The following is a 24,365-nucleotide window of genomic DNA, read 5'->3' on the forward strand; positions in this document are numbered from 1 at the left end:
CGCTCAGCCGTGGTCGCCGGGCGCGTCCTCGACCAGGTCCTGAGTCGCGGCCCAGCTGGCGAGCATCTTCAGTGCGTCGGCGGTGGGCGTGTCCGGCGGCGTGGTGTAGACGTTGAGCGTCAGGCCCGGTTCGGAGGGCAGTTCCATCGACTCGTAGTCGAGGTCGAGCTGGCCGACGACGGGATGGTGCAGCCGCTTCTGCCCGCTGCGGTGGAACTGCACGTCGTGCGATGCCCAGCGCTGGCGGAACACCTCGCTGCGGGTGGACAGCTCGCCGACCAGCTCGATCAGCTCCTTGTCGTGCGGATTGCGCCCCGCCTCCAGGCGCAGCATCGCCGCCCCGTCGTTGGCGATCAGGTCCCAGTCGACGAAGAAGTCGCGGGCGGCCGGGTTCAGGTAGACGAACCGCGTGGTGTTGGCCGGGCGGCGCGGATCTTCCAGGACCGGTGAGTAGAGCGCTCGGGCGAGCCGGTTCATCGCGACGATGTCGTGGCGCGCGTTGCGCACCCACGCCGGGGCCTCGGTGATCGCGTCGAGCACGTGCTGAACGGTCGGCCGCACGCTGGTCGGCGAGGCGCGGCGGCGCTTCGGACTCTGCCCCGAGGCCCGCGCGAGCGCGAACAGGTGGTCCCGTTCCGCCTCGTCGAGCTGCAGGGCGCGGGCCAGCGCGTCCAGCACCGGCTCGGAAGCGCCCGAGAGGTTGCCGCGCTCCATACGCACGTAGTAGTCGACGGACACGCCCGCGAGCATCGCGACTTCTTCCCTGCGCAGGCCCTTGACCCGGCGTTTCCCGCCGTAGGCGGGCAGCCCCGCCTGCTCGGGGGTGATGCGCGCTCGCCGCGAGCTGAGGAACTCGCGGACCTCGGCGCGGTGCTCCGTCTGGCCCATACCTCCAGGTTAAGCACCTCGCGCGCGGGAGGGAGGGTCCGGCAATACCCCTTGAGCCCGCGACGCCCTTGAGCCCGCGCCCGGCGGCACGGGGGTACTGCCGGTACCCGGCTCTGCGGACACTGCCGGGCCGGTGGTGGCGGGCTTAGCGTCGAGGACATGACGATTCCGAACCTCACGCTGAACAACGAAGTGGTGCTGCCCGCCATCGGGTTCGGCGTCTACCAAGCAGAGCCGGAAGAGACCACCGCGGCCGTGCAGGCGGCGCTGGAGACCGGCTACCGGCTCATCGACACCGCGGCCGCGTACGGCAACGAGCGGGAGGTCGGCGAGGCGGTCCGCCGCTCGGGCCTGGACCGCGACGAGGTCTTCCTGGAGACCAAGGTCTGGATCAACGACTTCGGCTACGACGAGACGCTGCACGCCTTCGACAAGGCCACCGGCAAGCTCGGCACCGAGCGGCTCGACCTGCTGATCCTGCACCAGCCGCTGCCCGGCGAGTTCGACCTGACCATCCAGGCATACCGCGCGCTGGAGAAGCTCCACGCCGACGGCCGGGTCCGCGCGATCGGCGTGTCGAACTTCATGCCGCACCACCTCGACCGGCTGCTGGCCGAGACGCAGGTCGTGCCCGCGGTCAACCAGATCGAGGTGCACCCGTACTTCCGCCAGTCCGAGCTGCTGGCCTACGACGACGAGCGCGGCATCCGCAATCAAGCCTGGTCGCCGATCGGCGGCATCACCTTCTACCCCGGCTTCGGCGAGTACGGGAAGAGCACCCTCGCCGATCCCGCGATCGGCGAGATCGCCGCCGCGCACGGCAAGACCCCGGCGCAGGTGATGTTGCGCTGGCACGTGCAGCAGGGCCGCCAGATCATCCCGAAGTCGGTGACGCCGTCGCGCATCGCGGAGAACTTCGACGTGTTCGACTTCGAGCTGACCGCGGGGCAGCTGGCCGCGATCGACGCGCTCGACACCGGTGTCCGCGGCGGCCCGGCACCAGAGGACATCAACCGCGAGAACTTCGCCATCGACGTTCCCGAAGCCTGAGCGCTTTCGGCCCGTCGCAAGATCAGCACAGGAGGAAACCGGTGCACACACGCACGCTCGGCCAAGGACTGGAAGTGTCCGCGGTCGGTCTCGGCGCCATGGGCATGTCGCAGGGCTACGGGCCCAACCCCGGTGATCGCGACGACATGATCGGGGTGCTGCGCTACGCCGTCGAGCAAGCGGGCATCGACTTCATCGACACCGCCGAGGTCTACGGCCCGTACGTGAACGAGCAGCTCGTCGGCGAAGCGCTGGCACCGCTTCGCGAGCAGGTGGTGCTGGCCACCAAGTTCGGCTGGAACATCACCGACGGCCGGATGAACGGGACGAACTCCCGGACCGAGCAGATCCGGCGGGTCGCCGACGAATCCCTGCAACGGCTCGGCATCGACCGGATCGATCTGTTCTACCAGCACCGCGTCGACCCGGACGTGCCGATCGAGGACGTCGCGGGCGCGGTCGGCGAACTGGTGGACGCGGGCAAGGTCGCCCACTTCGGACTTTCCGAGGCCGGGGCGGGCACGATCCGCCGGGCGCACGCGGTGCACCCCGTCACGGCGGTGCAGAGCGAGTACTCGCTGTGGACCCGCGATCCCGAGCCGGAGGTGCTGCCCGCGTGCGCCGAACTCGGCATCGGGTTCGTCCCGTTCAGCCCGCTCGGCAAGGGGTTCCTCACCGGCACCGTGAACGCTTCGACGGAGTTCGCGGCCGGCGACATCCGCACCACGATCCCGCGGTTCGAGGCGGACAACATCGATGCCAACGAGGCGCTGGTGACCCACGTCCGAACCCTCGCCGAAGCGAAGGCGACCACGCCCGGCCAGATCGCGCTGGCCTGGCTGCTCGCCCAGCAGCCGTGGATCGTGCCGATCCCCGGCACCCGCCGCCGCGAGCGGGTCGACGAGAACGCCTCGGCCACGCAGGTCGCGCTGTCCGCCGACGAGGTGGCCGACCTCGACGCCCTCGCCGCCCAGGTCGGCGTCCAGGGCGACCGCTACAACGCCACCGGGATGTCGATGGTCGGCCTGTGAGGCCGCGGTCGGCGCGGTCGGGAAACCGCGCTACAGAAGGAGATTCGGGCGGTACAGAGCCAAATTCTCCGGTTTGTGATGCGAAACCGGCTCCCGTGCCCAAGCTTGGCACGGGGGCCGCGCACGCGTGTTCCGCGATGGACTACGTCAGATCGGCCATGTCGAGCACGAAGCGGTAGCGGACGTCGTTGCGCGCCAAGCGGTCGAGAGCTTCGCGCACGCGCGTTGAGGGGACGAGTTCGATGTCCGCGGTGACGTCGTGCTCGGCGCAGAACTCGAGCATGGCGGCCGTCGCGGGACGGCCCCCGCTACCCGCCGAGCTGAGCTTCTTGCGTCCTATCAGCAGATCGGTGGCCTGCACGGTGACCGAGCCCAGGTGTCCGAGGTGGCTGAGGGTTCCGTCCAGGGCCACGAGTCCGAGGTAAGGGGCGACGTCGTGCGGGACGGCCACAGTGTCGATGACGACGTCGAACCTGTCCCGAGCCGCGGTCATTCCTCGTCGGTCCGTGGACGCGATCAGGTCGTGGGCACCCAGGCGGCGGGCGTCGTCGGCCTTGTCGGCGGATCGGCTGATGACCGTGGTCTCCGCCCCGAGTGCGACGGCGAGCTTCACCGCGAGGTGCCCGAGGCCGCCGAGCCCGGCCACCGCGACTCGGGTGCCGCCCCCGACACCGAGGGCCCGCAGCGGCTCCCAGACGGTGATCCCCGCGCACAGCAATGGAGCCGCGGACGCGGGATCGAGCCCGGCGGGAAGCGGGTAGGCGAAGCGGTCGCGGACGACGTACTCGCGGGAGTAGGCCCCCAGCGTGGTGGTTCCGTCGTGGCGGTCGGTGCCGCCATAGGTCAGGGTCGGGAACTCGTGGCAGAAGTTCTCCTGCCCTGCCCGGCACATGGCGCACACGTCGCACGAGTCGACGATGTTGCCAACGGCCACCCCGTCACCGGCGGCGAATCGGGTGACCGCACGCCCGACGTCGGTCACCACTCCCGTGAACTCGTGACCGGGCACGACCGGTACTTCGCCGTTGCCGGTGCGGACGGCGTGGAGATCGGTATGGCAGACGCCGCAGTAGTCCACGCGCACGGCGACGTCGTCGTCCCGCAGTTCCCGACGTGCGAGCGGAACCGCCGCAACGCGGTCCCGGCGCCGTCGGCTTGCCAGCCCACGGTGCTCCTCATGGCCCACTCCCCCGGCAAGCAGGATGTTCGGTTTCACAACCGTAGCGGACTCCGGCCCGAACCGGTGCTCACGGAATCGTGGCGAGGAATCGTTCGATGTCGGCCGCGCAGGTGTCAGGAGTTTCGACGAACGGAACGTGCGCGATGTCGTAGTACACCTGCAAACCGCAGCGCGGGATGGCCTGCTGCGTGGCGAGGTGGTTGCGCAGCGGTATGTGCTTGTCGCGATCACCGCAGACCAGCAGTGTCGGCAGAGCTGCCAGGGCGGCGAGGTCCGGTTGGCGGGTGAACGTCCGCATCGCGTGGGCCGCGCCCTCCATGTGTTCCGGCGACGCCGATTCGACCGCGCTGATGAGGTCGCGCAGGTATTCCTCGGGCGGTGGGCGGCGGAACGCTGCGCGGGCGAACGCTTGCTGCTGCTCCCGCGTCGGGTGCGCGAGCGCCTCGAAGCTGGCCTCATCGGGCAGGAAGTCGAAACCGGAGGTCGACGACGGGGCGACCAGCACGATCCCGGCGAACCGCTCAGGATCTTCCAAGGCGGCGCTCAGCGCGATCACACCGCCCAGGCTGTGCCCGATCACGACGGGCCGGTCCATGCCGCGCCGGTCGCACAGCGCGGTGAGGTCGGCGGCGTACTCGTCGATCGTGCAGCGCTGCGGCGTGGCCGGGCGTCCGCTCGCGCCGCAGCCGACCAGGTCGAACCGCGTGAACCGGTATCGCTCCTGGTCGAGCCGGTCGACCAGCGGGCTCCACGCCCTGTGGTCGTGCTGGAAGCCGTGCACCAGCACGAGGTCGCGGTCACCGCTGCCGGACTGCTGAAACGCCAGGTCAGCGCCTCGAATCTGATCATGCTGCACGGCCGGAGCCTACCGCTCGCAGGCGAACCGCCGGAACCTCCACGCGCTCAGCCCGGGCGAAGGCCCCACGTCCGTCGAGCTGCGGTTGCTCAGCGCAGCTCAAGCCGGTCGACGACCGCTGCGACCGCGGCACGGTCCGCATCGGGAAGACCACGCAGCGGGCGGGGCAGGTTCGGGTGCCCGACCAGCCCGAGGTGCTCGGCGATCGCGGAAACGACGCGGAGGCTGCCGTGGCGGGCGAACAACTCCCACAGCGGTCGCAGCCGCTCCGATTCCGCGGCTGCGGACGCCGCAGCGCAGCCGCGGGCGGCGCGAGTGATCGCCAGCGCAGGTTCCGGCACCGTCCCGGCCAGCACCGAGTACCAGGCGTCGCACCCGGCGTTGAGCCCGGTCGCGGCGAGCGGATCACCGCTGACCCCGATCGTCACCGCGGGCAGCAGCGCGCGGAGCCGCGACACGCGCCGCCCGGCCTCGCCCGGATCGGCAGGGACTCCGGGGATCTTGATCGAGGCGACGTTCGGGAGCTCGGCGACGCGGGCGTAGAGCTCGTCGGTGAAGGTGAAGTGCGTGGTGCCCGGGTTGTCGTAGACCACGAGCGGCACCGACAGCTCGGCCGCGACGTCCTCGTAGAACCCGAACACCTCGTCCGCGGTCAGCGCTTGGTACGACACCGGCGCGAGCAGCACTCCAGAAGCTCCGACGGCCTGCGCGTCCTCCGCGAGTTCGAGGACGCCGCGGGTGCGCAGCGCGCCGATTCCGACGAGCACCGGGGTGTTCCCGGCGTGTTCGACCGCAAGCCGCGCGACGTGGGCACGTTCCTCGCGGTCGAGGTACGGGTAGGAACCGGTGGAGCCGAGCGCGGTGATCGAGTCGACGCGCGCGGCCGCGAGCCGCCCGACGAGCGCGGCGAACGCCTCCTCGTCCACGCCGTCGTCGGTGATGGGGGTGAGCGGGAACGCGCTGAGTCCGGTGAGCATGACTCTCCCGTTGGTCAAGCGGGCAGTGCGGTGTCGAGCGCTGCGCGGATGTCGGCGATCAGGTCGCCCGGCTCCTCCAGGCCGACCGCCAGCCGGAGGTGCCCGTAGCGCTGGAACGGTTCGGGGTAGTACTTGTCCCCGCCGCGCGTGCCGGGTGCGACGTGCACGATCAGCGTCTCGTCGTGCCCGAGCGAGACCGCGGATGTGATCACTCGCAGTGCGTTGACGAACCGGTTCTGCACCTCGGAATCGCCTTCCAGCGCGAAGGAAAGCACCGCACCGTAGCCGCGGTCGCCGAACTGGCGCTTCGCCAGCTCGTGCTGCGGATGGTCGGTCAGCCCGGGATAGGCGACGAAGGCGATCCGCTGCTCGGCGGCCAGGAACTCGGCGATCCGCTGCGCGTTCGCGAGGTGCTGGCGCAGCCGCAGCGGCAGCGTGACCGAACCCCGCATGATCAACCAGGCGTTGAACGGCGCGAGCACCCCGCCGACGTCCACGCCCGCATCACCGCGGATCTTGCCGACCAGCTCGTGCGAGCCGATCACCGCGCCGCCCATCGCGTCGCCGTGGCCGTTGATGAACTTGGTCAGCGAGTGGATCACCACGTCCGCGCCGTCGGCCAGCGGCCGGTACAGCGGGGGCGGAGTGAACGTGCCGTCCACGCTCAGCAGCGCACCGCCCTCGTGCGCGATCTCGGCGACCGCGGCGATGTCGGTTACCGCGGTGGTCGGATTCGCGATGGTTTCGACGTGCACCAGTCGTGTGTCCGGGCGCATCGCCGCGCGCACCGCGTCGAGGTCGGTGGATTCCACGAACGTCGCCTCGATGCCGTAGCGCTCCGGCAGCAGCTCGGCGAACAACCGGTGCACCGCCTCGTAGGCCACTGCCGACACGACCACGTGATCACCGCTGCGCAGGTGCGTGAAGAACATGGCGTGCAGCGCGGCGACGCCGCTGGCGAAGACCACCGCCTCTTCCCCACCGTCCAGCGCGGCGAGCTTGGTCTCCAGCGCGCGCTGGTTGATGTGCCCGTTGCGCGCGTAGATCAGCTCGCTGGAGTCCGACCAGCTCAGTTGCGAGGCGTCCTCGGGCAGCACGTAGGAATTCGCCGCCACCAGCGGAGTGCGCAGCGCACCGAAGGCGTCGGAGGAATTGCCGCCGTGCACCGCCCAGGTCAGCTCGTCGACTGTGGACGGATCGTGCCTGTCCGGAGTGGACATCCGTGTTCCTTTCGTCCGGACCGCAGCGAGAGCACGACGCGGCTGCGATCTTGCGGCTGCTGCGGTTGCTGATCGTGACACCATCCTAGGCACGTTCTCGACGCTGATCACCAGGTCAAGGCAGGCTCCGGAACCGCGCCCGCCATCCGGACCCGCGGCCGAACGTCGATCGAGGTCGTGCGCGCCGCAGGTATCGTCGGCGCCGCACCTGATCATCCCGACGAGCGAGGACCCCGCGTGGACACCATCGACACCTTCCGCACCGCCGTGCAGCAGCGCGACGTCGCCGCGCTGGAGCCGCTGTTCGCGGCCGAACCGCGGATGTTCAGCCCGATCAAGTTCCGGCCGTTCGAGGGCCGCAGCACGGTCCTCGGCGTGTTCGGCGTGCTCATGCACCGGGTCTTCGAGGAGTTCCGCTACGTCGGCGACCTTGGCGGCACGGCGGAGACCGATGCGGGCGACGCCACCGACGCGCACGTGCTGGTGTTCCGGGCGACCGTCGCGGGCAAGCAGATCCACGGCATCGACCTGATCCACCTCGACGACGACGGCCTGATCTCGGAGTTCACGGTCATGGTCCGGCCGTTGAGCGCGGTCACCGCGCTGGGCGAGGCCGTCCACGCCGGACTCGTCGCCGAAGGCTTGGCACCCGCCGAGTGATCGGCCCGCTCCAGGAATCCGGGAGCGGGCCTGCCCGCTCGATCGGACGTCCCTGAGCGAACGGCCTGTTCGACCAATCCAGTGGGACCAGAGTTCCGTTCACTCCGGATGCAGCTTCGGCGCGTCGGCCTACCGGTGTCGCACCGCGCGAACAGGGTCCGAGTGAACGGACCGTTTGACCAATCTAGCCGGACCAGCGGTCCGTTCACTCCGAACACCCCGGATGGCGCTCAGTCCGTTGGCCAGCGCGGCTCGGCGCCGGGATCGATGTTCAGCGCGGCCTTGCCGATCGTTTCCAGCGCGACGTCGTTGTTCGGCGGGTGGAACTGGCCCGCGCGCACGTCGCGGTAGTACCGCTCCAGCGGCAGCTTCCGGAAAATGCCCTGGCCACCGACCATGCGGATGCAGCGGTCCACGGCTTCGTCGGCCGCGTTCACGGCCACGTGCTTGATCGTGTTGAGGTCGGCCGGGCTGAGCAGCCCGGTCTCGGCGCGGCGATGCAGCCCGTCCGCGACCAGCGCCTCCGCGGGCCGCAGCAGCAGTTCGATCTCGGCCGCGCCGTAGACCTGCGCGGGCTGGCGCGCCATCGGCAGCGAAGCGCCGGTGACGGTCCGGCTGGTCACGCGGTCGTAGGAGAAGCGCACGGCCGTGCGGGCCAGTCCGAGGTAGATCGAGGCGATGGTGAAGGCGAACCAGGAGAATCCGCGTTCCCTGGCGGCATCCCAGACGAGTTCTTCGTCATTGGCGGCCAAATCCTGCTGCACGGCCGCATGGGGCACGAAGACGTCATCGAAGACCACGTCCCAGGAACCGGTGCCGCGCATCGCCATCGTGTCCCAGGTGTCCACGAAGTTCAGGCCCGGCGTTTCCCGATTCAGGCCGAACAGCAGCAGATTCCCGGTCTCGGTATCGGCCGCGGTGCCCCAGAAGAAGTTCAGCACCGGAGCCAGCGAGCAGAACGACTTGCGCCCGGAGATGACGTAGCCGCCGTCGACCGGCTTGGCCGGTGTCGCCGAGGTGCGCACGTTCAGGCCGGTGGCCGCATCGGTCAGGCTGCCGCCGACGATCGTGCCGCCCGCGACCATCCGGAACAGCTGCTCGGCGCCGCGATCTCCGGCGTACCAGCCTTCGGCCGCGGAGCCGAGGCCGAAGACGTGCATGTTGACCGCCAGCGCCGTGGAGGCGCAGCCGCCGGCGAGGATCCGCTGGCACGCGGCGACGGTCGCGAGGTCGGCCCCACCGCCGCCGAACTGCTCGGGCACCGCGATGGTGAGGTAGCCGACCTCTTTCATGCGCTCGATGTTCCGCACCGGGAACTGTCCACTTCGGTCGGTTTCCGCGGCGGTTTCGGCGAATTCCGCGGCCAGCCCGGTCGCGACCTCGGTCCAGTCTGTCATCACGGCTCCACGATGATCTTGCAGTGCTCTTCCGGGCGGTCGAGGGCTTCGAAGGCCCAGCCGATGTCGTCGAGCGGTATCCGCGCAGTGATCAGGGGTGCCACGTCGATCTCCCCTTCGGCGATCGAACGCAGCGACCGCGCGAACTCAGCCGGGTCGTACCCCAGCGCGAACTGGACGTTGATCTCCTTGCTGATCCCGAAGAACGGGCTGATCGTGTCGTTTTCCATGCACACGCCGACCACGAGCACCCGCGTCCCGCGCGGTGCACGACGCAGCACGTCGTTGATCATTCCCGGCACGCCGACGGCCTCGAACACCACGAGCGGCCCGTCACCATCCGCGCCCCACGGAGTCTCCGCGGCGGGATCCACGGTCCGGTGCGCGCCCATGTCCGCGGCCAGATTCCGCCGCGCGGGCGAGAAATCGGAAGCCAGGATCGGTTCGATGCCCCGCACCCGCAGCGCCGCGATCACCGCCAGCCCGACCGGTCCGCAGCCGAGCACCAAAGCGTTTTCGCCTTGCTGAATCCCGGATTTATTCACCGCGTGGCTGCCGACCGCCATCGGCTCGGTCAACGCCGCGTGGTGCGCGGGAAGTCCATTGGGGACTTCGAGCAGCAATTGGGAGGACAACAGCAGTTGCTCGCCGTAACCCCCGTTGACGCTGTTCGAGTAGACGATCGGCTGGATACCGCCCGGACTCGTAAGCAGCGGCATCGCGGTCACGTGCGCGCCGATCGGCGCGGATTCCTCCGTGTCCGGGCCGAATTCCAGCACCTCGGCGGAGAACTCGTGTCCCATGTAGACGTCGCGGTCGAGCTCGACGAGATCGGCCGAGCCGCCCGTACCGTCCATTTCCCTGCCGAGCGCGAGCATCCGCTCGCCGTGCCGGGCGAAGTGCAGGTCGGAACCGCAGATCCCGCACGCCCGCACCCGCGCCAGCACCTGACCGGGGCCGGGCCGCGGGGCGGCGACGTCGTCGCGGACCGCGATCCGGCCCGCGTTGAGCACGGCGGCGCGCATCAGCCCTTCTCCCGCACGTGCGACTCGATCGCGTTGCTGATCGCCTGGCCCGCGCGGCCGAAGAGCTGATCGCGCTTGTCCACCGCCCACTGCTGCGCCGCGCGCGGCGCGGCCAACCGGCCCTTGAAGTGCGGCAGGACGTACTGGGCGAACAGCCGGTAGGAGTTGATCGTGCGGTCCGGCGCGGCCCAGTCGTGACCCAGCAGCAGGAACGTCCCGAAGCCGCCGGACTGCTCCAGCAGGCGCTCGATGTAGGCGATGGCGTCGTCGGGGGTTCCGATGACAACGCTGTCGGATTCGGCGTAGTCCGCGACGAATTCGCGGCGCGACTTCGGCTCGCCGCCGGTGTTCTCGGCCAGCGGGACGAAACCCGCTCCGCCGCCGAAGTAGTTCGCGAACTCCGGCAGCCCGTAGGTGCAGTCCTCGATGGCCTGGTCCCTGGTCTCGGCGAGGTGCATCGTGCCGAGCACGCGCCAGGTAGACCGATCCGGTGCCGGTTGCCCGGCGAGTTGCGCCTGCTCCTCGACGACCTGCCAGGCCTTGCCGATCGCGGCGAACCCCTCGCTCGCTGCCGACATCGACAACGACAGCAGCGAAGCACCGTACTTGCCCGCAAGCCGTGGCCCGGACGGCGAAACCATCGCCGCCACGGCCACTTCCGGATGCGGCCACGAGTACGGGCGCACCTGCAAGCGCCCTTCGTTGAGCTCGAACCAGTCGGTACGCCGGTCGATCGGCTCCTCGCGGCGGAACAGCGCGAGGATCGTCTCCAGCGATTCCTCCATCATGCGGCGCTGATCGACCGGATCGATGCCCATGATGTGCGCGTCGGTCGGCAACGCGCCCGGTCCCGCACCGAAGATCAGCCTGCCGCGGGTGAGGTGGTCCAGGGTGACCAGCCGATCGGCCAGCAGCCACGGGTGGTGGTACGGCAGCGACACCACACCGGTGCCCAGCTTGATGTGCCGGGTGCGTTGCGCGGCTGCGGCGATGAAGATCTCCGGCGATGCGATGATCTCGTAGCCGCCGGAGTGGTGCTCGCCGAACCACGCCTCGTCGAAGCCGAAGCGGTCCAGCGCCTCGACCCGTTCCAGGTCGTACTCCAGCGCCAGCGTGGGGTCCTGCCCGACGGGGTGGAAGGGGGCGTAGAAGACACCGAAGTTCAGGGGCCTGCCATCGGTCATGCGGTCACCTCGTTGCGGCTGACGGAATCGAAGAAGCGCAGGAGGGCGGCGTTGACCTCGTCCGGCGCTTCCTGCTGAACCCAGTGGCCCGCACCGTCGACGAGCACGTTGCCCCGGTGGTCGGTGAGCCACTGCTCCTGCGTGGACGGGGAAACTCCGGCCAGCACCGGGTCGGCGGCGCCGCCGATGAAGAAGCTGGGCACTTCGACCCGGGCACCTTCCAGCTGCGGCGTGCGTTCCCAGTTCCGGTCGAAGTTGCGGTACCAGTTGAGCCCGCCGGTGAAGCCGGTGCGGCGGAACTCCGCGGCGTAGAAGTCGAATTCGGCCTGGCTGAGCCAATCCGGCAGCGCCGCGGGTTCCGGGAAGCGCTCCACGAATCCCCGCCCGTCGTCGGCGGAGACCAGACCACCCGGGGAGTCGACGTCGGTGTGGACTCCCGACAGCAGCCGTCGCATCGTCTTTTCCGGATCGGCGCCGAGGTCGGCGTCGGCGACACCGGGCTGCTGGAAGTACAGGATGTAGAAGAACGAGCCCGCGAACCGCGCCCGCATCGCCTCGGTCGGCGGAATGGGCGTGCGCGGCTGGAACGGCACGCTCATCCCGCACACTCCCGCGACGCGGTCGGGATGCAGCAGCGCCGTGTGCCACGCGACCATCGATCCTCAGTCGTGGCCCACGAAAATCGCCTTCTGCTCGCCGAGGTCGTCGAGCAGCACGATGAGATCGCCGACCAGGTGCGTGATGTCGTAGTCCTCGATCCGGTGCGGCCGCGAGGTCTTGCCGTAGCCGCGCTGATCGGGCGCCACCGCCCGATACCCGGCCGCGGCGACCGCGGGCAGCTGGTGGCGCCAGGAGTGGGCGAGTTCCGGGAAACCGTGCGCGAAGATCACCGGCGGCCCGCTGCCCTCCTCCACGACGTGCAGATCAACACCCTGGCAAGCGACTGTGCGCTCCGGCATCGCGGCTCCCTCGGCAGGCGGGAAATGGGCGGCCGTGCGGGGCGCGAGCCGCACGGCCATTCTGGTAACGCCCGTTTCCAGACTCTAGGTTAAGGTTACGGGCGTTGCCAACCTCCGACGATCATCCGAAACCGACCCGCTGGGCGGGCGTCCCCGCCGCCGACCGGGTCGCCGAACGGCGCTCGCTGCTGCTGGCGGCAGCCCTGGAACTGCTGGGCACCGAAGGCTGGTCGGCCACGTCGGTGCGCGCGATCTGCCAGTCCGCGCGGCTGAATCCGCGCTATTTCTACGAAAGCTTCGACGACCTCGACGACCTCGTGGTGGCCCTGTACGACCAGCTCGTCGCCGAGCTGCACGCCGAAGTCACCACTGCTGTGCGGGCGGTGGGCGAAGATCCGCGGGCGGCTCTGCGGGCGGTGGTGGAAACGACGGTGCGCTTCGTCGACGAGGACCACCGGCGCGCGCGGGTGCTGTACGTGGAGGCGCTGGGCAACGAAAAGCTCAACCGCCGCCGCTTGGAGACGGGGTTCAGCATCGCCGGTTACGTGCAGGCCGACAGCGCCAGACGCAACGCGCCCGCGAGCGAGCAGGTCGGGATGCTCACCGGCTCGATACTCGTCGGCGGCTTCAGCGAACTCCTGCTGGCCTGGACCGACGGAGCGCTCGAAGTCGGCCGCGAGCAGCTGGTCGAGGACGCCACGGAGCTGTTCGGCGCGATGGGCGATGCCGCCGCGACCATCTCCGCACGCAGGCGGAAGTAGTCCGGAGTCAGCCGACGCGCCTGCGGCCGCCGATCCGCACCGCGAGGTCGAAGGCGTTGCGCACCGATCCGGTGTTGGCCACGCCTTCGCCGACCACGTCGAACGCCGTGCCGTGCGCCGGAGTGCAGATCGGCACCGGCAGGCCGCCAGCGATGGTCACCCCGCCGTCGAAGCCGAGCAGCTTCATCGCGATCTGGCCCTGATCGTGGTACATCGTCAGGATTCCGTCGAATTCCTTGGCACGCAAGAATATCGTGTCCGATGGGAAGGGGCCGCGGACGTCGATCCCCTCCCCCGCCAGGTCTTCGACCGCTGGTCCGATAATCTCGATCTCGTGGCGGCCGAACTTGCCGCCTTCACCCGCGTGCGGGTTCAGCGCGCACACCCCGATCCGCGGATGGTCCACACTGGACTCAAGCAGGACCTCGTGCAGCAACCTCCCCGCGGACACCACGTTTTCACGAGTGACTCCTTCGGCGACCTGTCCGATCGACACGTGCGAAGTGACCCGCGCGGTCCACAGCCCGGGTAGCACGTTCAGCTCCGAGGTGAACCCCTCGACGCCGAGCACCTTCTCGAACCAGCGCAGCTCGTCGTTCTCGGTCATTCCCGCCAGGTGCAGCGAAGTCTTGTTCAGCGGGGCGAAGAGGATCGCGTCGACCTCGCCGCGACAGGCCATGTCCAGAGCGCTGCGCAGGTTCGCCAGCGACCAGCGACCACCCTCCGCAGTGGACTCGCGGCGCCGGAACCTCGGCACCGGCCGGGCGGAGCCGTTGTCGTGCAGCAGCGGCAAGCCGTCGGCCGGCTCGGTGGCGAAGGCGATGGGCGCGCCGGAATCCGCACCTGCCACCTTCAGCTCGTCCTCGTCGGAGATCAGCACGATGTCCGCGGCCGCGGTGGTTTCCGGATCGGCGAGCAGGCGGGCGATCAGCTCGGGACCGATCCCGGCCGGATCTCCGAGGGTCACCGCGACGCGCGGCCTGGCAGCGGTCATGGTTGTTTCTCCTCCTGTTGTTCGGCGCTCGCGGGCGCGCGCCCGCGCAACGCCCGCATCAACGCCGGTCCGAGTGCGAGCGCGGCGGCCACGGCGAGCACCAGCAGCGCGGTGCCGCTGCCCGCGATCTGCGAGAGCACGTCCCCTTCACCGAGCGCTGAGGTCTGCACCAGCGCCTTCTCGAACAGCGGCCCGATGACCAGCCCGAGCACCAGCGGCGCCACCGGCATCCCCAGCCGTTTCATGGCGTAGCCGACCAGGCCGAACACGAGCACGATCCACACGCTGAGCATGTTGTTCTTCACCGAGTACGCGCCGACCAGGCTGGTGACGATGATCAGCGGATACAGGATCGAGTACGGCACCCGCAGCAGCTGCGCGAACACCGGCGCCAGCGGCAGGTTCAACAGCAGCAGGATCAGGTTGCCGATGAAGAACGAGGCCAGCAAGCCCCAGATCAGCACCGGCTGGTTCTCGAACAACAACGGGCCCGGCTGGATGCCGTAGATCAGGAAAGCACCCAGCAACACCGCGGTCGTGGCACCGCCAGGGACGCCGAGAACCAGCGTCGGCACGAAGTTCGCGTTGGAGGCGGCGTTCGTCGCGGCGTCGGGAGCGACCACCCCTTCGATGGCGCCGGTGCCGAGTTTCTTGCGATTGCGGGAAAATCGCTTCTCCGCGCCGTACGCCATGAACGAGGCCAGCGTCGTACCGGCTCCGGGCAGGCAGCCGAGCAGGAAGCCCACCACCGTGCCGCGCGCCGTGGCCGGAGTGGCGCGGCGCAAGTCCTCGCGGGTCAGCAGCAGGTCGCGGAAGCGGGTGCGGATCGGCTCGGCCATGCCGATGTGCAGCTGGTTGAGCAGCTCACCGATGGCGAACAGGCCGATCATCACCTCCACGTAGGGCACCCCGCCGAAAAGCTGCACCTGCCCGAAGGTGTAGCGGGGCGTGCCGGAGCCGACATCGACGCCGACGCAGGCGATCAGCACGCCGACCAGGCCCAATCCGGTGCCCAGCAACAGGTTTCTTCCCGAGAACACCACGATGGTGCACAACCCGAGGATCATCACCGCCAGCATCTCCGGCGGCCCGAAGTCCAGCGCCAGCCGGGCGAACACCGGCGCCACGGCCGCGAGCGCCACCAGCGACACCATCGCGGACACGAACGCACCGAGCGCGGAGATCGCCAGCGCCGGACCGGCCCGTCCCAGCCGCGCCATCCGATAGCCGTCCAGAGTGGACACCACCGAGGACGCCTCCCCCGGCGTGGCGATCAGGATCGCGGTGATCGTCGCGCCGAACTGCGAACCGTGGTAGATCCCGGCGAGCATGATCAGCGCGGTCAGCGGGTCGAAGGTCAGCGTGACCGGGATCAGGATCGCCACCCCGGTCGCCGAGCCCAGCCCAGGCAGGATGCCGACGATCGTGCCCAGCAGCACGCCGACGAAGCACCACAGCAAGTTCTCCGCGCTCAGCGCCGCACCGAAGCCGGTGATGATGTGCTCGATCACGACGCCCTCCACACGGCCGGATCCAGCAGGCCGAACGGCAACGGCACCCGCAGCACCACGATGAACAGCACGTAGGAGACCGCGAGCACGCCCACCGCAGCCGCCACCGAGGTCCGCCAGCGCAACCGCTCGACGAACTTGGTCAGGCACAACGTCAGCAATGCCAACGCGGGCAGCATTCCGAGGAATGGAATCAGCAGTGCTGCGACGAACATCCCGGCCGTGACCAACACCAGCTTGCGGCGAATTTCGCGCAGCTGCGCGGAATCGTGCGCTGCTTCCGCCGCGACATGGCCGTCACCTTCCAGCACCGAACCCGACCGCAACTCCTGCCTGCACAGGCCGATTCCCACGATCAGCAGCAGAAACCCTGCCGTGCGGGGCAAAACCGCCGCGCCGATCGTGCCGTCCTCCGGATTGGTCCAGGGATAGGCGAACGATCCCAGGAAGAACGCGGCACCGACCGCCGCGAGCACGAGGTGCGCGGCGAGCACCGGACGACGTCCCCGGGCCTGCACGTCCTGCACGTCGCTCATCGGAACACCTCGCGCATCCGCCGGTCGTACTCGTCGAGGTAGCGGGCGAAGTCCGCGCCCGCGAGATCCGCCGGAATGAGCAGGTCCTCGGCCAGGTAGTCGCGATAAGCCTGCGACCGCATCGCCCGGTGGATCGCGTCGATCCAGTACTCCCGCTGCACCTCGTCGATCCCGCCCGGAGCGAAAATCCCGCGCCACATCGTCACTTGCGCGTCGAGGCCCTGCTCCCGCGCAGTGGGCAGCGAGCCGAGCACGGGGTCGTCGTAACGCTCGCCGCTCAGCGTGCACAGCGCCTTGAGGTCACCGCTTTCCAAGTACGGCTTCGCCGAGGAAGCACTGGCCGGAGCGGCCTCGATCTGCCCGCCGAGCAACCCGGTGATCACTTCACCGGTGGAGCCGTAGGGCACCACGGGGAACTTCCCGCCGTTGCGCTCGAACTCCGCCACGACCAAGGCATCCGCTCCCGTTTTGCCGCTGGAACCGGTCTTGATGGACCGGCTTCCGGCGGCGGCCACCAGCTCGGAGCAACTGTTGTACGGGGTGTCCTTGCGGGCGACGACGATGCGCGAGTCCTCGGCGAACATCACCAGCGGGGTGAAGTCGCGATAGGTGAACGGCACGTCGTAGACCAGCGGCAAGGTGTTCAGCGCGGTCTCGGCGACCAGCAGCGCGTTGCCGTTGCCCTCCTCGGCCAGGAAGGTCGCCCACCCGACCGCGCCGGAACCGCCGTCGGTGTTCTCGACGTTGACGTTGAAACCCGCGTCGAGCTCGTTGAGCCCCTGCGCGAGCACGCGCGCCGACCGGTCGCTGCCGCCGCCGGGCGCGAACGCGACCACTGCGGAGACCGACCCGCGCGGAGTCCAATCGTCGGGGACGGCGGGGCGCGCGTTCAGCGTCGAGCACCCCGAGACGAGCGAAACGGCGCCGGCCAACGCCAGTGCCAAGCGCAGGGATGACCTCATCGTCAGAGCCTTCTGTCCCGCACGGACCTCGCAGCGACGGCATGATGCGGAGCCGCAGATCCGAGATCCTATTGGATATGTGCGAGCAAGCTAAGGTGCACGTGCGGTTCTTGGCAAGAGCCGCGGCAAGGGAAACGGCCGAAGCGGCCCGGGCGGACCGCTGCCGAAGCCCGCCGGCCTCCGCTCATGCGCCGGCGCGCGCCGACCGGAGTTGAGCCCCGGCCGACGAAAGCGCGGACCCGCCGCTTGACCAGCGCTGGGTGTCTGCGGCTCAGCCGCCCGCGCGGGACCGCCCGGCGACCGCGGCCAGGTGCTCGCGCATCGCGATCTTCGGCTGCTCCGGATCGCCGGACTCGAAGGCGGCGAGGATCGCGGCGTGCTCGTCGACGGCCTGATCGATGTCGATCGTGCCGCGGTCGGCCGTCTGGCGCAGCCGGTGCACGTGCGCGCTCAGCGAGTCCGCGCTCTGCAGCAGGAATCGGTTGCCCGCAGCGCGGATGATCGTGCGGTGGAACTCCCAGTCCGCGGCGAAGTACTCGCGCAGATCCGCGAAATCGCCCGGCCCCGCACCGGATTCCTCGCCCGGCCCGCGCAGCTTGCGCACCCGGTGCGCGCACAGCACGTGCTGGGCGTGCGCGACCCGCAGTTCCGGAACGAGGTCGTCGGCGTTGGCCGCGGCGCGTTCGACCGCGGCGGTCTCCAGCACGCTGCGCATGTCGAACAGCTCGGCCAGCTGCTCGTCGGTCATCGGCTCGGCGACGCGATAGCCCTTCAGCGCCACCCGCGAGACCAGGCCGGTGTGCTCCAACTGCACCAGCGCTTCGCGCACCGGAGTCGGCGAGACCTCCAGCTCACGCGCCAGCGGGTCGATGCCCAGCGAGCTGCCCGGCGGCGTGGAGCCGTCCAGCAGCTTCTCCAAGATCGCGTCGTAGACGCCGTCGCGCAGCGCGCGCCGCGCCACCACAGGCTGCTTGCGGGCGGGCGGGCGCACGGCCGCCGCGCGGTTGTCATCACTGGTCATCGCACCCGAAATCCTAGCGAAACGGCTGCACTCGCCGAGCCTACCGGGCCCAACATAGATCCTATATGGTGTTGGATCTGGATCGACGCTTTCCCCGCACGAGGCCGGAGGACCATGCCGCACACCGCTCAGGACTGGCCGATCGGCGCCGCGCTCCTGCAATTCCCGGGCACCACCCGCGACGGCCGCTCCGTGCAGGATCTGCCCGCGCAGCAGTGGGGACGAGTGCTGCGCGAGGTCGCCGCCGAGGGGTTCGAGCACCTCGACCTCACCGACAGCTGGCTGCGCCCGGCCGACCTGAGCCCGCAGCGCCGCCAGGAGTTCGCCCGCACGCTGCAGGAAAACCGGCTGGCCGTCTCCGCGCTGTCGGTGACCCGGCGCAGCGTGCTCGACCCGGACACCGGGGCCGCCAACTTCGACTACCTGCTGCGCAGCATCGACGCCGCGGCCGAGCTGGGCGCCGGAGTGGTCTGCGCCGGGCTGCACCGGCCGCTGACCGATGCGCAGCGCGCCGCGGTCTGGTTCTGGCACCAGCCGGGCGCTGGCGACGACCCGGCGGACGAACGCGCTTGGGAACTGGCCGTGCAGCGGTTCCGCGCCGCAGGTCAGCGCGCCGCGGGCCGGGGTGTGGCGCTGTCGCTGGAGATGTACGAGGACACCTTCCTCGGCACGCCGGAAAGCGCGGTCCGGCTGGTGCGCGACATCGGCCTGGCGAACGTCGGGCTCAACCCGGACATCGGCAACCTGGTGCGGCTGCACCGTCCGATGCCGCACTGGGAGGAGCTGCTGGTGCCGACCCTGCCCTACACCAACTACTGGCAGATCAAGAACTACTACCGCGACCACGACCCCGCGACCGGGGCTTACGCCACCTCACCGGCCCCGGTCGAAAGCGGCGCCATCGACTACCGCAAAGCGCTGGAACTCGCGCTGGAAGCCGGTTTCGACGGCCCGATCTGCACCGAGCACTACGGCGGCGACGGCCTCGGCGTCTCCGCCCGCAACCGGGATTACCTGCGCCGGGTATTGGCCGTGAAGCTGGCCGCCGCCTGAACGTCGCGCTCCTCTCGGTGCGACACCGGCAACCTTTCGTTGCCCGTCACGTTCGCGATTCGGCCCATTCTCGAACGTCGCGGCGAAGGAAAAGGAGCGTGGCGATGGGCGGGGCGGCGAGATTGACCACGAATGTGTTGATCCCGAGCCAGAGCGGCGCGACACCGAACGTCAAGCTCGCGAGACCACCGGCTATCAGAAAGAAAATTCCCAACGGTATCGCGGACACCAGCAGCGCGATTCCCTGCGAAATACCGGCCACTTGCAGCATCAGAATGGCCACCGGCCCGCCGCGCAAAACCCGGCGCATCCACAAGGCCACCGGTAACGGCCAGATCAGCAGGACCAACAGGGTTATGATCAGGAAGTCGAGGGTGGGATTGCCGGTCGCGAGCAGGCCACTGCTGGTGTAGGTGCCGCCTCCGCCGCTGGAGCCGCCGGGGCCGACCAAGAACTTCACCACCCCGAGGGCCGCGCTGTAAAAAAGGAGGCAGAACGTCACTACGAGAGCGGGCAGCGGGAGAGCGAACAGCACAACGCCCAGCACCACCTCCTTCGGCCGCGGCTTGGTCGGCCTGTTCTTGCGCGGTACCGGCACACCGGCCCGTTCGTAAACCGGCCGCAACGCGCGTGGCAATGCGTGCTGCGTCCGGGTGGCGGCACCGCTGAGCGGGTATTTGCCGTCGAGCATTTCCAGGTGTGGTGTCCAGTCCGGATCGAACCAGATCGCGGCACGGACGTACCGGCCCCGGAACAGGCGGTGCCGCGCCCGCGGCTGCGGATAGTCCGGCAATCCTTTCGGAAAGTACTGGTGCACTGATTCCCGGAACTGCGCGTACTGCGACCGGTCCCGGCTGACGAGGATCACCAGCCGAGCCGGATCACGCCGCACCACCTGATCGACTTCCCATTCCAGGCCCTTCCCCGGACCGGCGGCCAGCAGGACCAGGCCGGCCCGGTCGAGCCCGGTGAGCACTTCGTCCTGCCACTGCTCGTCGGCGACGTAGCTGCGCTCGGCACCGGGTTGCGGTAGCTGATCCGAGGGCTTGCCGAGCGCGACCATCCGGCCGAACGCCGCGACCCCGCGGGCGACCTGCTGCTCCTCCGTGCGGAGATCGGCCAGTGTCGGCGGCCACTGCAACACGTCGCGAATCCGCGTTCCCCCCATCCGCGCGAAGCCTCGATCATCGGAGAACGACCGGAGATACAGCACGACCCGCGCGTCCGCGGGCAAGAACCGAAGGCCGGGCACCACCGGCGTCAAGTGCCGGCGACCGCGCACCAGCGCCCACACTCCGACGCCGACCAAGGCGAAGCCGACCACAAACTCCAGTGCGCCCAGCCAGATCGAGTCGTGCTGGAAATCTGCCAGCAGGCACACAGCGCCCGCCAGCACTGCGACCGAGCCCCACCTGTCCAGCCGTCTGCCACGTTGTAGAGACCGCTCGAGCGCAGCAGGCGATTGGGAGGGGTCCCGTTCTGCCATTCCCGTCCTATCGTCGGATTTCGTCGTCGCCGTCTCGATGGATCCGTCGCACACCGCCGGTGGAGGCCGAAGAGTATCGACCGACGATGTTGCAGGCGGCTCCGGGCCCATCACCGCGATTACGTCGGCGCAATGAACCCGACAATTCGGCGCACACCAGCCGCCGTTATGCATATTCGCGCGCGAACACCGCCGCCGAAATCCGCAGCGCTGCAGATTACACCCGAATGGCGGCTTTCCGAATGCGCCCGCCGCGAGATCGACTGAATCATCCCCAATGTGCGGAGCGTGGATGTCGAGCACCGATCGGTTGCAGTCGTTGGCACCCCAGGACTACCCGGGGCTGTTCCAGGCGGCGGATGCCGTCTCGGTGGCACAGCAACGCAGCTATCTGCGCGCCGTTCGAGCCCGGCTGGTGCTCACCGTCGCGGCTGCCGTCTTCGCCGCGTTCGAACTTCCCGTCGGCGGCGGGATCGAGCTGTACGCGGTGGGGACCGCACTCGCCTTCATCGGCGTGATGGCCGTGGAGCTGGCCGTGGCCGGGAACCGGCCGGACAAGCTCTGGTACGAAGGCCGTGCTCTCGCGGAGTCGCTGAAAACCCTGACCTGGCGCTACGTCGCGGCCGCCGCTCCGTTCAACGGCGAGCGAGCCGACGAGGAGTTCGTCGAGCGCATCCGCGCCCTGCAACGCAACATGCCGGAGGTTCCGCCGCAGCCGAGCACGGCTCCGGCGATCAGCGAGCGGATGCGCGCGATGCGAAGTGCCCCGCTGGCCGCGCGCAAGGAGGCGTACCTGACCTGCCGGGTGCGCGACCAGCAGGACTGGTACGCCGACAAGGCCGTTTACCACCACCGGCGCGCGCGGATCTTCTGGACCCTGACGTTGATCATGGAAGTGGCGGGTATCGCGGGCGCGCTGGCCAAGGCCTTCGGCCTCGTCGACTTCGACCTCGCCGGAATCGTGGCGGCACTGGTCTCGGCGCTGGCCGCGTGGAACTCCACCCGCCAGCACAACTCGACCGCGACCGCTTACGTGCTGGCTTCGCACGAACTCGCGGCGGTCCGCGACCAGCTCTCGCACGACCTCGACGAGCAGGAGTGGTCCGACGCCGTGGTCGACGCCGAAACGGCGATCAGCCGCGAACACACCATGTGGCACGCCAACAGGGCGCGGTGATCGTTCCAGCGCGGCGAGTCAGCAGCGCGCTCCGGCGGTCGCATCGGGCGCGCGGACGAATGCCTACCGCACGCCCATATCGTGCGGTTTCGCTGACAGCGCCGCGACGGAGTGGTTACGGTAAGAACATGCGATGCCAGGAATGCGGCCGCGACAGCGCTTCGGCCGACGCGGACGGGACCTGCACCGTCTGCGCGGCGCAGGCCGAGCGCGAAGTGGCCGAGCTGACCGGTGACCCGCCGGTCGAGTACTGCGAGCTCGCAGGCAAGCGTGTCCGCGTGACCGGGTTGCCGCCACACGTGCCGCTGGCCGACACCAGCGGCGAGCAGCCCGACCATTCCGTTCCCGGCTCCGTCCTGAACGCTCCGGACGTGGAGCACGAGTTCTTCATCCGCTACGGAATCGGCGGCGGGTAACCGCCCACAGCGGTAACGCGGCGGGTGCGCCGTACCGGTCGGATGCTCGCCCGTCGGCGATCTTCCAGTGTCCGATGTGGACCGGAAGTGACCGCTTCCGCGGCCAGGGCAGAAGCGCAGGCGAAGCCCGGATCTCGTTCGGCCGCGCGGAGAATCCGCTCGGCACGTTGACACCCGGTCGCCGCCACCTTAGCGTTTCCGGATCGACCCGGTCGTGACACAGCCTACACAGACCCGGAACACCGCTCCGGCCCGGGAAGCGCCACCCACCCCGGAACCTCCGAACAGCCCGGACGCCCCGAACAGCGGGCGACATCGCGGGACACCCATCCGATCCGGAAGACCCCTGTACCTCCGAAAAGGCCTGTACCTCCGAAAAGGCTCTATACCTCCGGAAATACCCCTGTACCGCGGAAATACGGAGTGCCGATGGCTGCCACAGCGGAAGCTCCGACGGTCGTCCACTTGCACGAGTCCGACCACGTCGCGATCGCCGGGTCCGATCTGGCCGAGGGACTCGAAGTCCGCGCAGGTGGACAGCTGATCAGCGTCCGCGAGGAGGTCCGGCGCGGGCACAAGATCGCGGTGCGTTCGGTCGCGGCTGGCGAGCCCGTGCGCCGCTACGGGCAGGTGATCGGCTTCGCGGCGGTCGACATCCGGCACGGCGAGCACGTCCACCTGCACAACCTCGAATACCGGGAGTTCGAGCGGCATTACGAGTTCGCCGCCGAAGCGCGCGCGGAAGACGTGGTCCCCGAGCCGCGACGCACCACCTTCCAGGGCTACGTGCGTTCGGACGGGCGCGTCGGCACCCGCAACTACCTGGGCGTGCTCACCAGCGTCAACTGCTCGGCCACCGCGGCCAAGCGGATCGCGCAGCAGGTGCGGTTCTCCGGAGCGCTCGAGGACTTCGACAACGTCGACGGCGTGGTGGCGCTGACCCACGGCACCGGATGCGGAATGGCGCCGGACGGCGAAGGGATCGAGGTGCTGCGGCGGGTGATGCGCGGCTACCTCACCCACCCCAACTTCGCCGGATTCCTCGTGCTGGGGCTCGGGTGCGAGGACAACCAGATCGTGCAGCTGACCCGGGACGTGCCGCTGCGGGCGGACCTGCCCGTGGTCACCACCACGATCCAAGAACTGGGCGGCACCGCGAAAACGGTGCGCGAAGGCGTCGCGCGGCTCACCGAAATGCTGCCGGAGGCGAACAAGGCGGGGCGCAGCACCGTGCCGGTGAGCGAGCTGGTGCTGGGCACCAACTGCGGCGGATCGGACTCGTACTCCGGTATTACCGCCAATCCCGGGCTCGGTGCGGCAGTAGACCGGCTCGTCGCGCAGGGCGGCACCGGAATCGTCGGTGAGACACCGGAAATCTACGGCACCGAGCACATGCTGGTCCGTCGCGCCGAAAGCCGCGCGGTCGGCGAGAAGCTGCTCGACAAGATCGCTTGGTGGCAGGACTACACCGCGAAGAACGGCGGCTCGATGGACAACAACCCGTCCCCCGGGAACAAGGCGGGCGGTCTCACCACGATCCTCGAGAAGTCGCTCGGTGCCGTGGCGAAGGGCGGGACCACCACGCTGCGGGACGTCGTGGATTACGCCGCTCCGGTCAGCAGCCGCGGTTTCGTCTTCATGGACACGCCCGGCTACGACCCGGTGTCGGTGACCGGGATCGTCGCGGGCGGCGCGAACGTCGTCTGCTTCACCACCGGCCGCGGGTCGGCCTTCGGCTGCACCCCGGTGCCGAGCCTCAAACTCGCCACGAACACCCCGCTGTACGAGCACATGCGCGAAGACATGGACGTCAACTGCGGAGGCGTCGTCGACGGCGCGACCACCATCGACGAACTCGGGGACGAGATCTTCGAGCACGTGGTGCGGGTCGCCTCCGGCGAACGCACCAAGAGCGAGGAATTCGACTACGGCGAGGAGGAATTCGTCCCGTGGCACCTCGGCACCGTCATGTGAAACCGGAATCCCGCTGAGCGGCGGAATAGGCCACTCGCCGGCTCGGG

24 protein-coding genes are annotated in these 24,365 nt (G+C 69.4%); 8 read left to right on the forward strand and 16 right to left on the reverse strand.

Features of this window, described 5'->3' with window-relative positions; translation table 11 throughout:
* Positions 1 to 3: 3 nt before the first annotated feature.
* Positions 4 to 888 carry a helix-turn-helix transcriptional regulator gene (locus INP57_RS18950; RefSeq protein ID WP_200071613.1) on the reverse strand — a complete coding sequence of 295 codons (885 nt, stop codon included), beginning with the start codon at positions 886 to 888 and terminating at the stop codon, positions 4 to 6.
* A 159-nt stretch (positions 889 to 1,047) separates the two neighbouring features.
* Between INP57_RS18950 and INP57_RS18955 the strand changes: the two genes are divergently transcribed.
* Together INP57_RS18955 and INP57_RS18960 are read left to right on the forward strand one after the other, a co-directional pair.
* A complete protein-coding gene (locus INP57_RS18955; RefSeq protein ID WP_200071614.1) occupies positions 1,048 to 1,938 on the forward strand; it encodes an aldo/keto reductase in 891 nt (296 codons plus the stop codon).
* Positions 1,939 to 1,979: 41 nt separating this feature from the next.
* Complete coding sequence (locus INP57_RS18960; RefSeq protein ID WP_307850165.1) at positions 1,980 to 2,969, forward strand: aldo/keto reductase; 990 nt, start codon at positions 1,980 to 1,982, stop codon at positions 2,967 to 2,969.
* A gap of 142 nt (positions 2,970 to 3,111) precedes the next feature.
* On the opposite strand, the gene INP57_RS18965 is transcribed toward INP57_RS18960, so the two are convergent.
* The 4 genes from INP57_RS18965 to INP57_RS18980 all read right to left on the reverse strand — a co-directional run bounded on the left by INP57_RS18965 (position 3,112) and on the right by INP57_RS18980 (position 7,202).
* A complete protein-coding gene (locus INP57_RS18965; RefSeq protein WP_307850166.1) occupies positions 3,112 to 4,053 on the reverse strand; it encodes an NAD(P)-dependent alcohol dehydrogenase in 942 nt (313 codons plus the stop codon).
* Between the two features lie 163 nt (positions 4,054 to 4,216).
* A complete protein-coding gene (locus tag INP57_RS18970) occupies positions 4,217 to 5,005 on the reverse strand; it encodes an alpha/beta fold hydrolase (protein WP_200071615.1) in 789 nt (262 codons plus the stop codon).
* Between the two features lie 89 nt (positions 5,006 to 5,094).
* On the reverse strand, positions 5,095 to 6,000 hold the full coding sequence (locus INP57_RS18975; RefSeq protein WP_233627883.1) for a dihydrodipicolinate synthase family protein: 906 nt from the start codon (positions 5,998 to 6,000) through the stop codon (positions 5,095 to 5,097).
* Complete coding sequence (locus INP57_RS18980; RefSeq protein WP_200071616.1) at positions 5,997 to 7,202, reverse strand: trans-sulfuration enzyme family protein; 1,206 nt, start codon at positions 7,200 to 7,202, stop codon at positions 5,997 to 5,999. The genes INP57_RS18975 and INP57_RS18980 overlap by 4 nt, the downstream gene beginning before the upstream one ends.
* 237 nt (positions 7,203 to 7,439) lie before the next feature.
* On the opposite strand from INP57_RS18980, the gene INP57_RS18985 reads away from it, so the two are divergent.
* Positions 7,440 to 7,862: a nuclear transport factor 2 family protein gene (locus INP57_RS18985; protein WP_200071617.1), complete on the forward strand. Its 423-nt coding sequence runs from the start codon at positions 7,440 to 7,442 to the stop codon at positions 7,860 to 7,862.
* A 230-nt stretch (positions 7,863 to 8,092) separates the two neighbouring features.
* Here the strand turns inward: INP57_RS18985 and INP57_RS18990 are convergent, their stop codons facing one another.
* From INP57_RS18990 to INP57_RS29680, 5 genes are read right to left on the reverse strand one after another with little or no spacing between them, the layout of a single operon-like run.
* On the reverse strand, positions 8,093 to 9,259 hold the full coding sequence (locus INP57_RS18990) for an acyl-CoA dehydrogenase family protein (RefSeq protein ID WP_200071618.1): 1,167 nt from the start codon (positions 9,257 to 9,259) through the stop codon (positions 8,093 to 8,095).
* Positions 9,259 to 10,284 carry a zinc-binding dehydrogenase gene (locus INP57_RS18995; protein WP_200071619.1) on the reverse strand — a complete coding sequence of 342 codons (1,026 nt, stop codon included), beginning with the start codon at positions 10,282 to 10,284 and terminating at the stop codon, positions 9,259 to 9,261. The genes INP57_RS18990 and INP57_RS18995 overlap by 1 nt, the downstream gene beginning before the upstream one ends.
* Positions 10,284 to 11,468, reverse strand: a complete 1,185-nt coding sequence (locus INP57_RS19000; protein WP_200071620.1) for an LLM class flavin-dependent oxidoreductase — start codon at positions 11,466 to 11,468, stop codon at positions 10,284 to 10,286. Before INP57_RS19000 ends, INP57_RS18995 begins: the two co-directional genes overlap by 1 nt.
* Positions 11,465 to 12,124: an alpha/beta hydrolase gene (locus tag INP57_RS19005; protein ID WP_233627884.1), complete on the reverse strand. Its 660-nt coding sequence runs from the start codon at positions 12,122 to 12,124 to the stop codon at positions 11,465 to 11,467. Before INP57_RS19005 ends, INP57_RS19000 begins: the two co-directional genes overlap by 4 nt.
* A 6-nt stretch (positions 12,125 to 12,130) precedes the next feature.
* A complete protein-coding gene (locus INP57_RS29680; protein ID WP_233627885.1) occupies positions 12,131 to 12,427 on the reverse strand; it encodes an alpha/beta fold hydrolase in 297 nt (98 codons plus the stop codon).
* A 104-nt stretch (positions 12,428 to 12,531) separates the two neighbouring features.
* Here INP57_RS29680 and INP57_RS19010 point away from each other — a divergent pair, with 104 nt between their 5' ends.
* Positions 12,532 to 13,188 (forward strand): TetR/AcrR family transcriptional regulator, encoded by a 657-nt coding sequence (locus INP57_RS19010; protein ID WP_200071621.1) that lies wholly within the window; start codon positions 12,532 to 12,534, stop codon positions 13,186 to 13,188.
* A 7-nt stretch (positions 13,189 to 13,195) separates the two neighbouring features.
* On the opposite strand, the gene INP57_RS19015 is transcribed toward INP57_RS19010, so the two are convergent.
* The 5 genes from INP57_RS19015 to INP57_RS19035 all read right to left on the reverse strand — a co-directional run bounded on the left by INP57_RS19015 (position 13,196) and on the right by INP57_RS19035 (position 18,212).
* Positions 13,196 to 14,182: a 4-hydroxythreonine-4-phosphate dehydrogenase PdxA gene (locus INP57_RS19015; protein ID WP_200071622.1), complete on the reverse strand. Its 987-nt coding sequence runs from the start codon at positions 14,180 to 14,182 to the stop codon at positions 13,196 to 13,198.
* Complete coding sequence (locus tag INP57_RS19020) at positions 14,179 to 15,693, reverse strand: tripartite tricarboxylate transporter permease (RefSeq protein WP_200071623.1); 1,515 nt, start codon at positions 15,691 to 15,693, stop codon at positions 14,179 to 14,181. Before INP57_RS19020 ends, INP57_RS19015 begins: the two co-directional genes overlap by 4 nt.
* Positions 15,690 to 16,229: a tripartite tricarboxylate transporter TctB family protein gene (locus INP57_RS19025; RefSeq protein ID WP_200071624.1), complete on the reverse strand. Its 540-nt coding sequence runs from the start codon at positions 16,227 to 16,229 to the stop codon at positions 15,690 to 15,692. Before INP57_RS19025 ends, INP57_RS19020 begins: the two co-directional genes overlap by 4 nt.
* Positions 16,226 to 17,191 carry a tripartite tricarboxylate transporter substrate binding protein gene (locus INP57_RS19030; protein ID WP_200071625.1) on the reverse strand — a complete coding sequence of 322 codons (966 nt, stop codon included), beginning with the start codon at positions 17,189 to 17,191 and terminating at the stop codon, positions 16,226 to 16,228. The genes INP57_RS19025 and INP57_RS19030 overlap by 4 nt, the downstream gene beginning before the upstream one ends.
* Positions 17,192 to 17,462: 271 nt before the next feature.
* Positions 17,463 to 18,212, reverse strand: coding sequence for a GntR family transcriptional regulator (locus tag INP57_RS19035; protein ID WP_200071626.1), 750 nt, complete (start codon positions 18,210 to 18,212; stop codon positions 17,463 to 17,465).
* Positions 18,213 to 18,326: 114 nt separating this feature from the next.
* Between INP57_RS19035 and INP57_RS19040 the strand changes: the two genes are divergently transcribed.
* Positions 18,327 to 19,265 carry a sugar phosphate isomerase/epimerase family protein gene (locus INP57_RS19040; RefSeq protein ID WP_200071627.1) on the forward strand — a complete coding sequence of 313 codons (939 nt, stop codon included), beginning with the start codon at positions 18,327 to 18,329 and terminating at the stop codon, positions 19,263 to 19,265.
* A 46-nt stretch (positions 19,266 to 19,311) separates the two neighbouring features.
* On the opposite strand, the gene INP57_RS19045 is transcribed toward INP57_RS19040, so the two are convergent.
* Positions 19,312 to 21,054, reverse strand: coding sequence for a hypothetical protein (locus INP57_RS19045; protein ID WP_200071628.1), 1,743 nt, complete (start codon positions 21,052 to 21,054; stop codon positions 19,312 to 19,314).
* Here INP57_RS19045 and INP57_RS19050 point away from each other — a divergent pair.
* The 3 genes from INP57_RS19050 to INP57_RS19060 all read left to right on the forward strand — a co-directional run bounded on the left by INP57_RS19050 (position 21,044) and on the right by INP57_RS19060 (position 24,318).
* Positions 21,044 to 21,928, forward strand: coding sequence for a DUF4231 domain-containing protein (locus INP57_RS19050; protein WP_200071629.1), 885 nt, complete (start codon positions 21,044 to 21,046; stop codon positions 21,926 to 21,928). The two genes, INP57_RS19045 and INP57_RS19050, sit on opposite strands and share 11 nt — an antisense overlap.
* 128 nt (positions 21,929 to 22,056) lie before the next feature.
* Positions 22,057 to 22,344 (forward strand): hypothetical protein, encoded by a 288-nt coding sequence (locus INP57_RS19055; protein ID WP_200071630.1) that lies wholly within the window; start codon positions 22,057 to 22,059, stop codon positions 22,342 to 22,344.
* A 429-nt stretch (positions 22,345 to 22,773) separates the two neighbouring features.
* Positions 22,774 to 24,318 carry a UxaA family hydrolase gene (locus INP57_RS19060; RefSeq protein ID WP_200071631.1) on the forward strand — a complete coding sequence of 515 codons (1,545 nt, stop codon included), beginning with the start codon at positions 22,774 to 22,776 and terminating at the stop codon, positions 24,316 to 24,318.
* Positions 24,319 to 24,365 lie beyond the last annotated feature (47 nt).

Origin of the sequence: Saccharopolyspora galaxeae, from assembly GCF_016526145.1 — a bacterium.
Classification (GTDB): domain Bacteria; phylum Actinomycetota; class Actinomycetes; order Mycobacteriales; family Pseudonocardiaceae; genus Saccharopolyspora_C; species Saccharopolyspora_C galaxeae.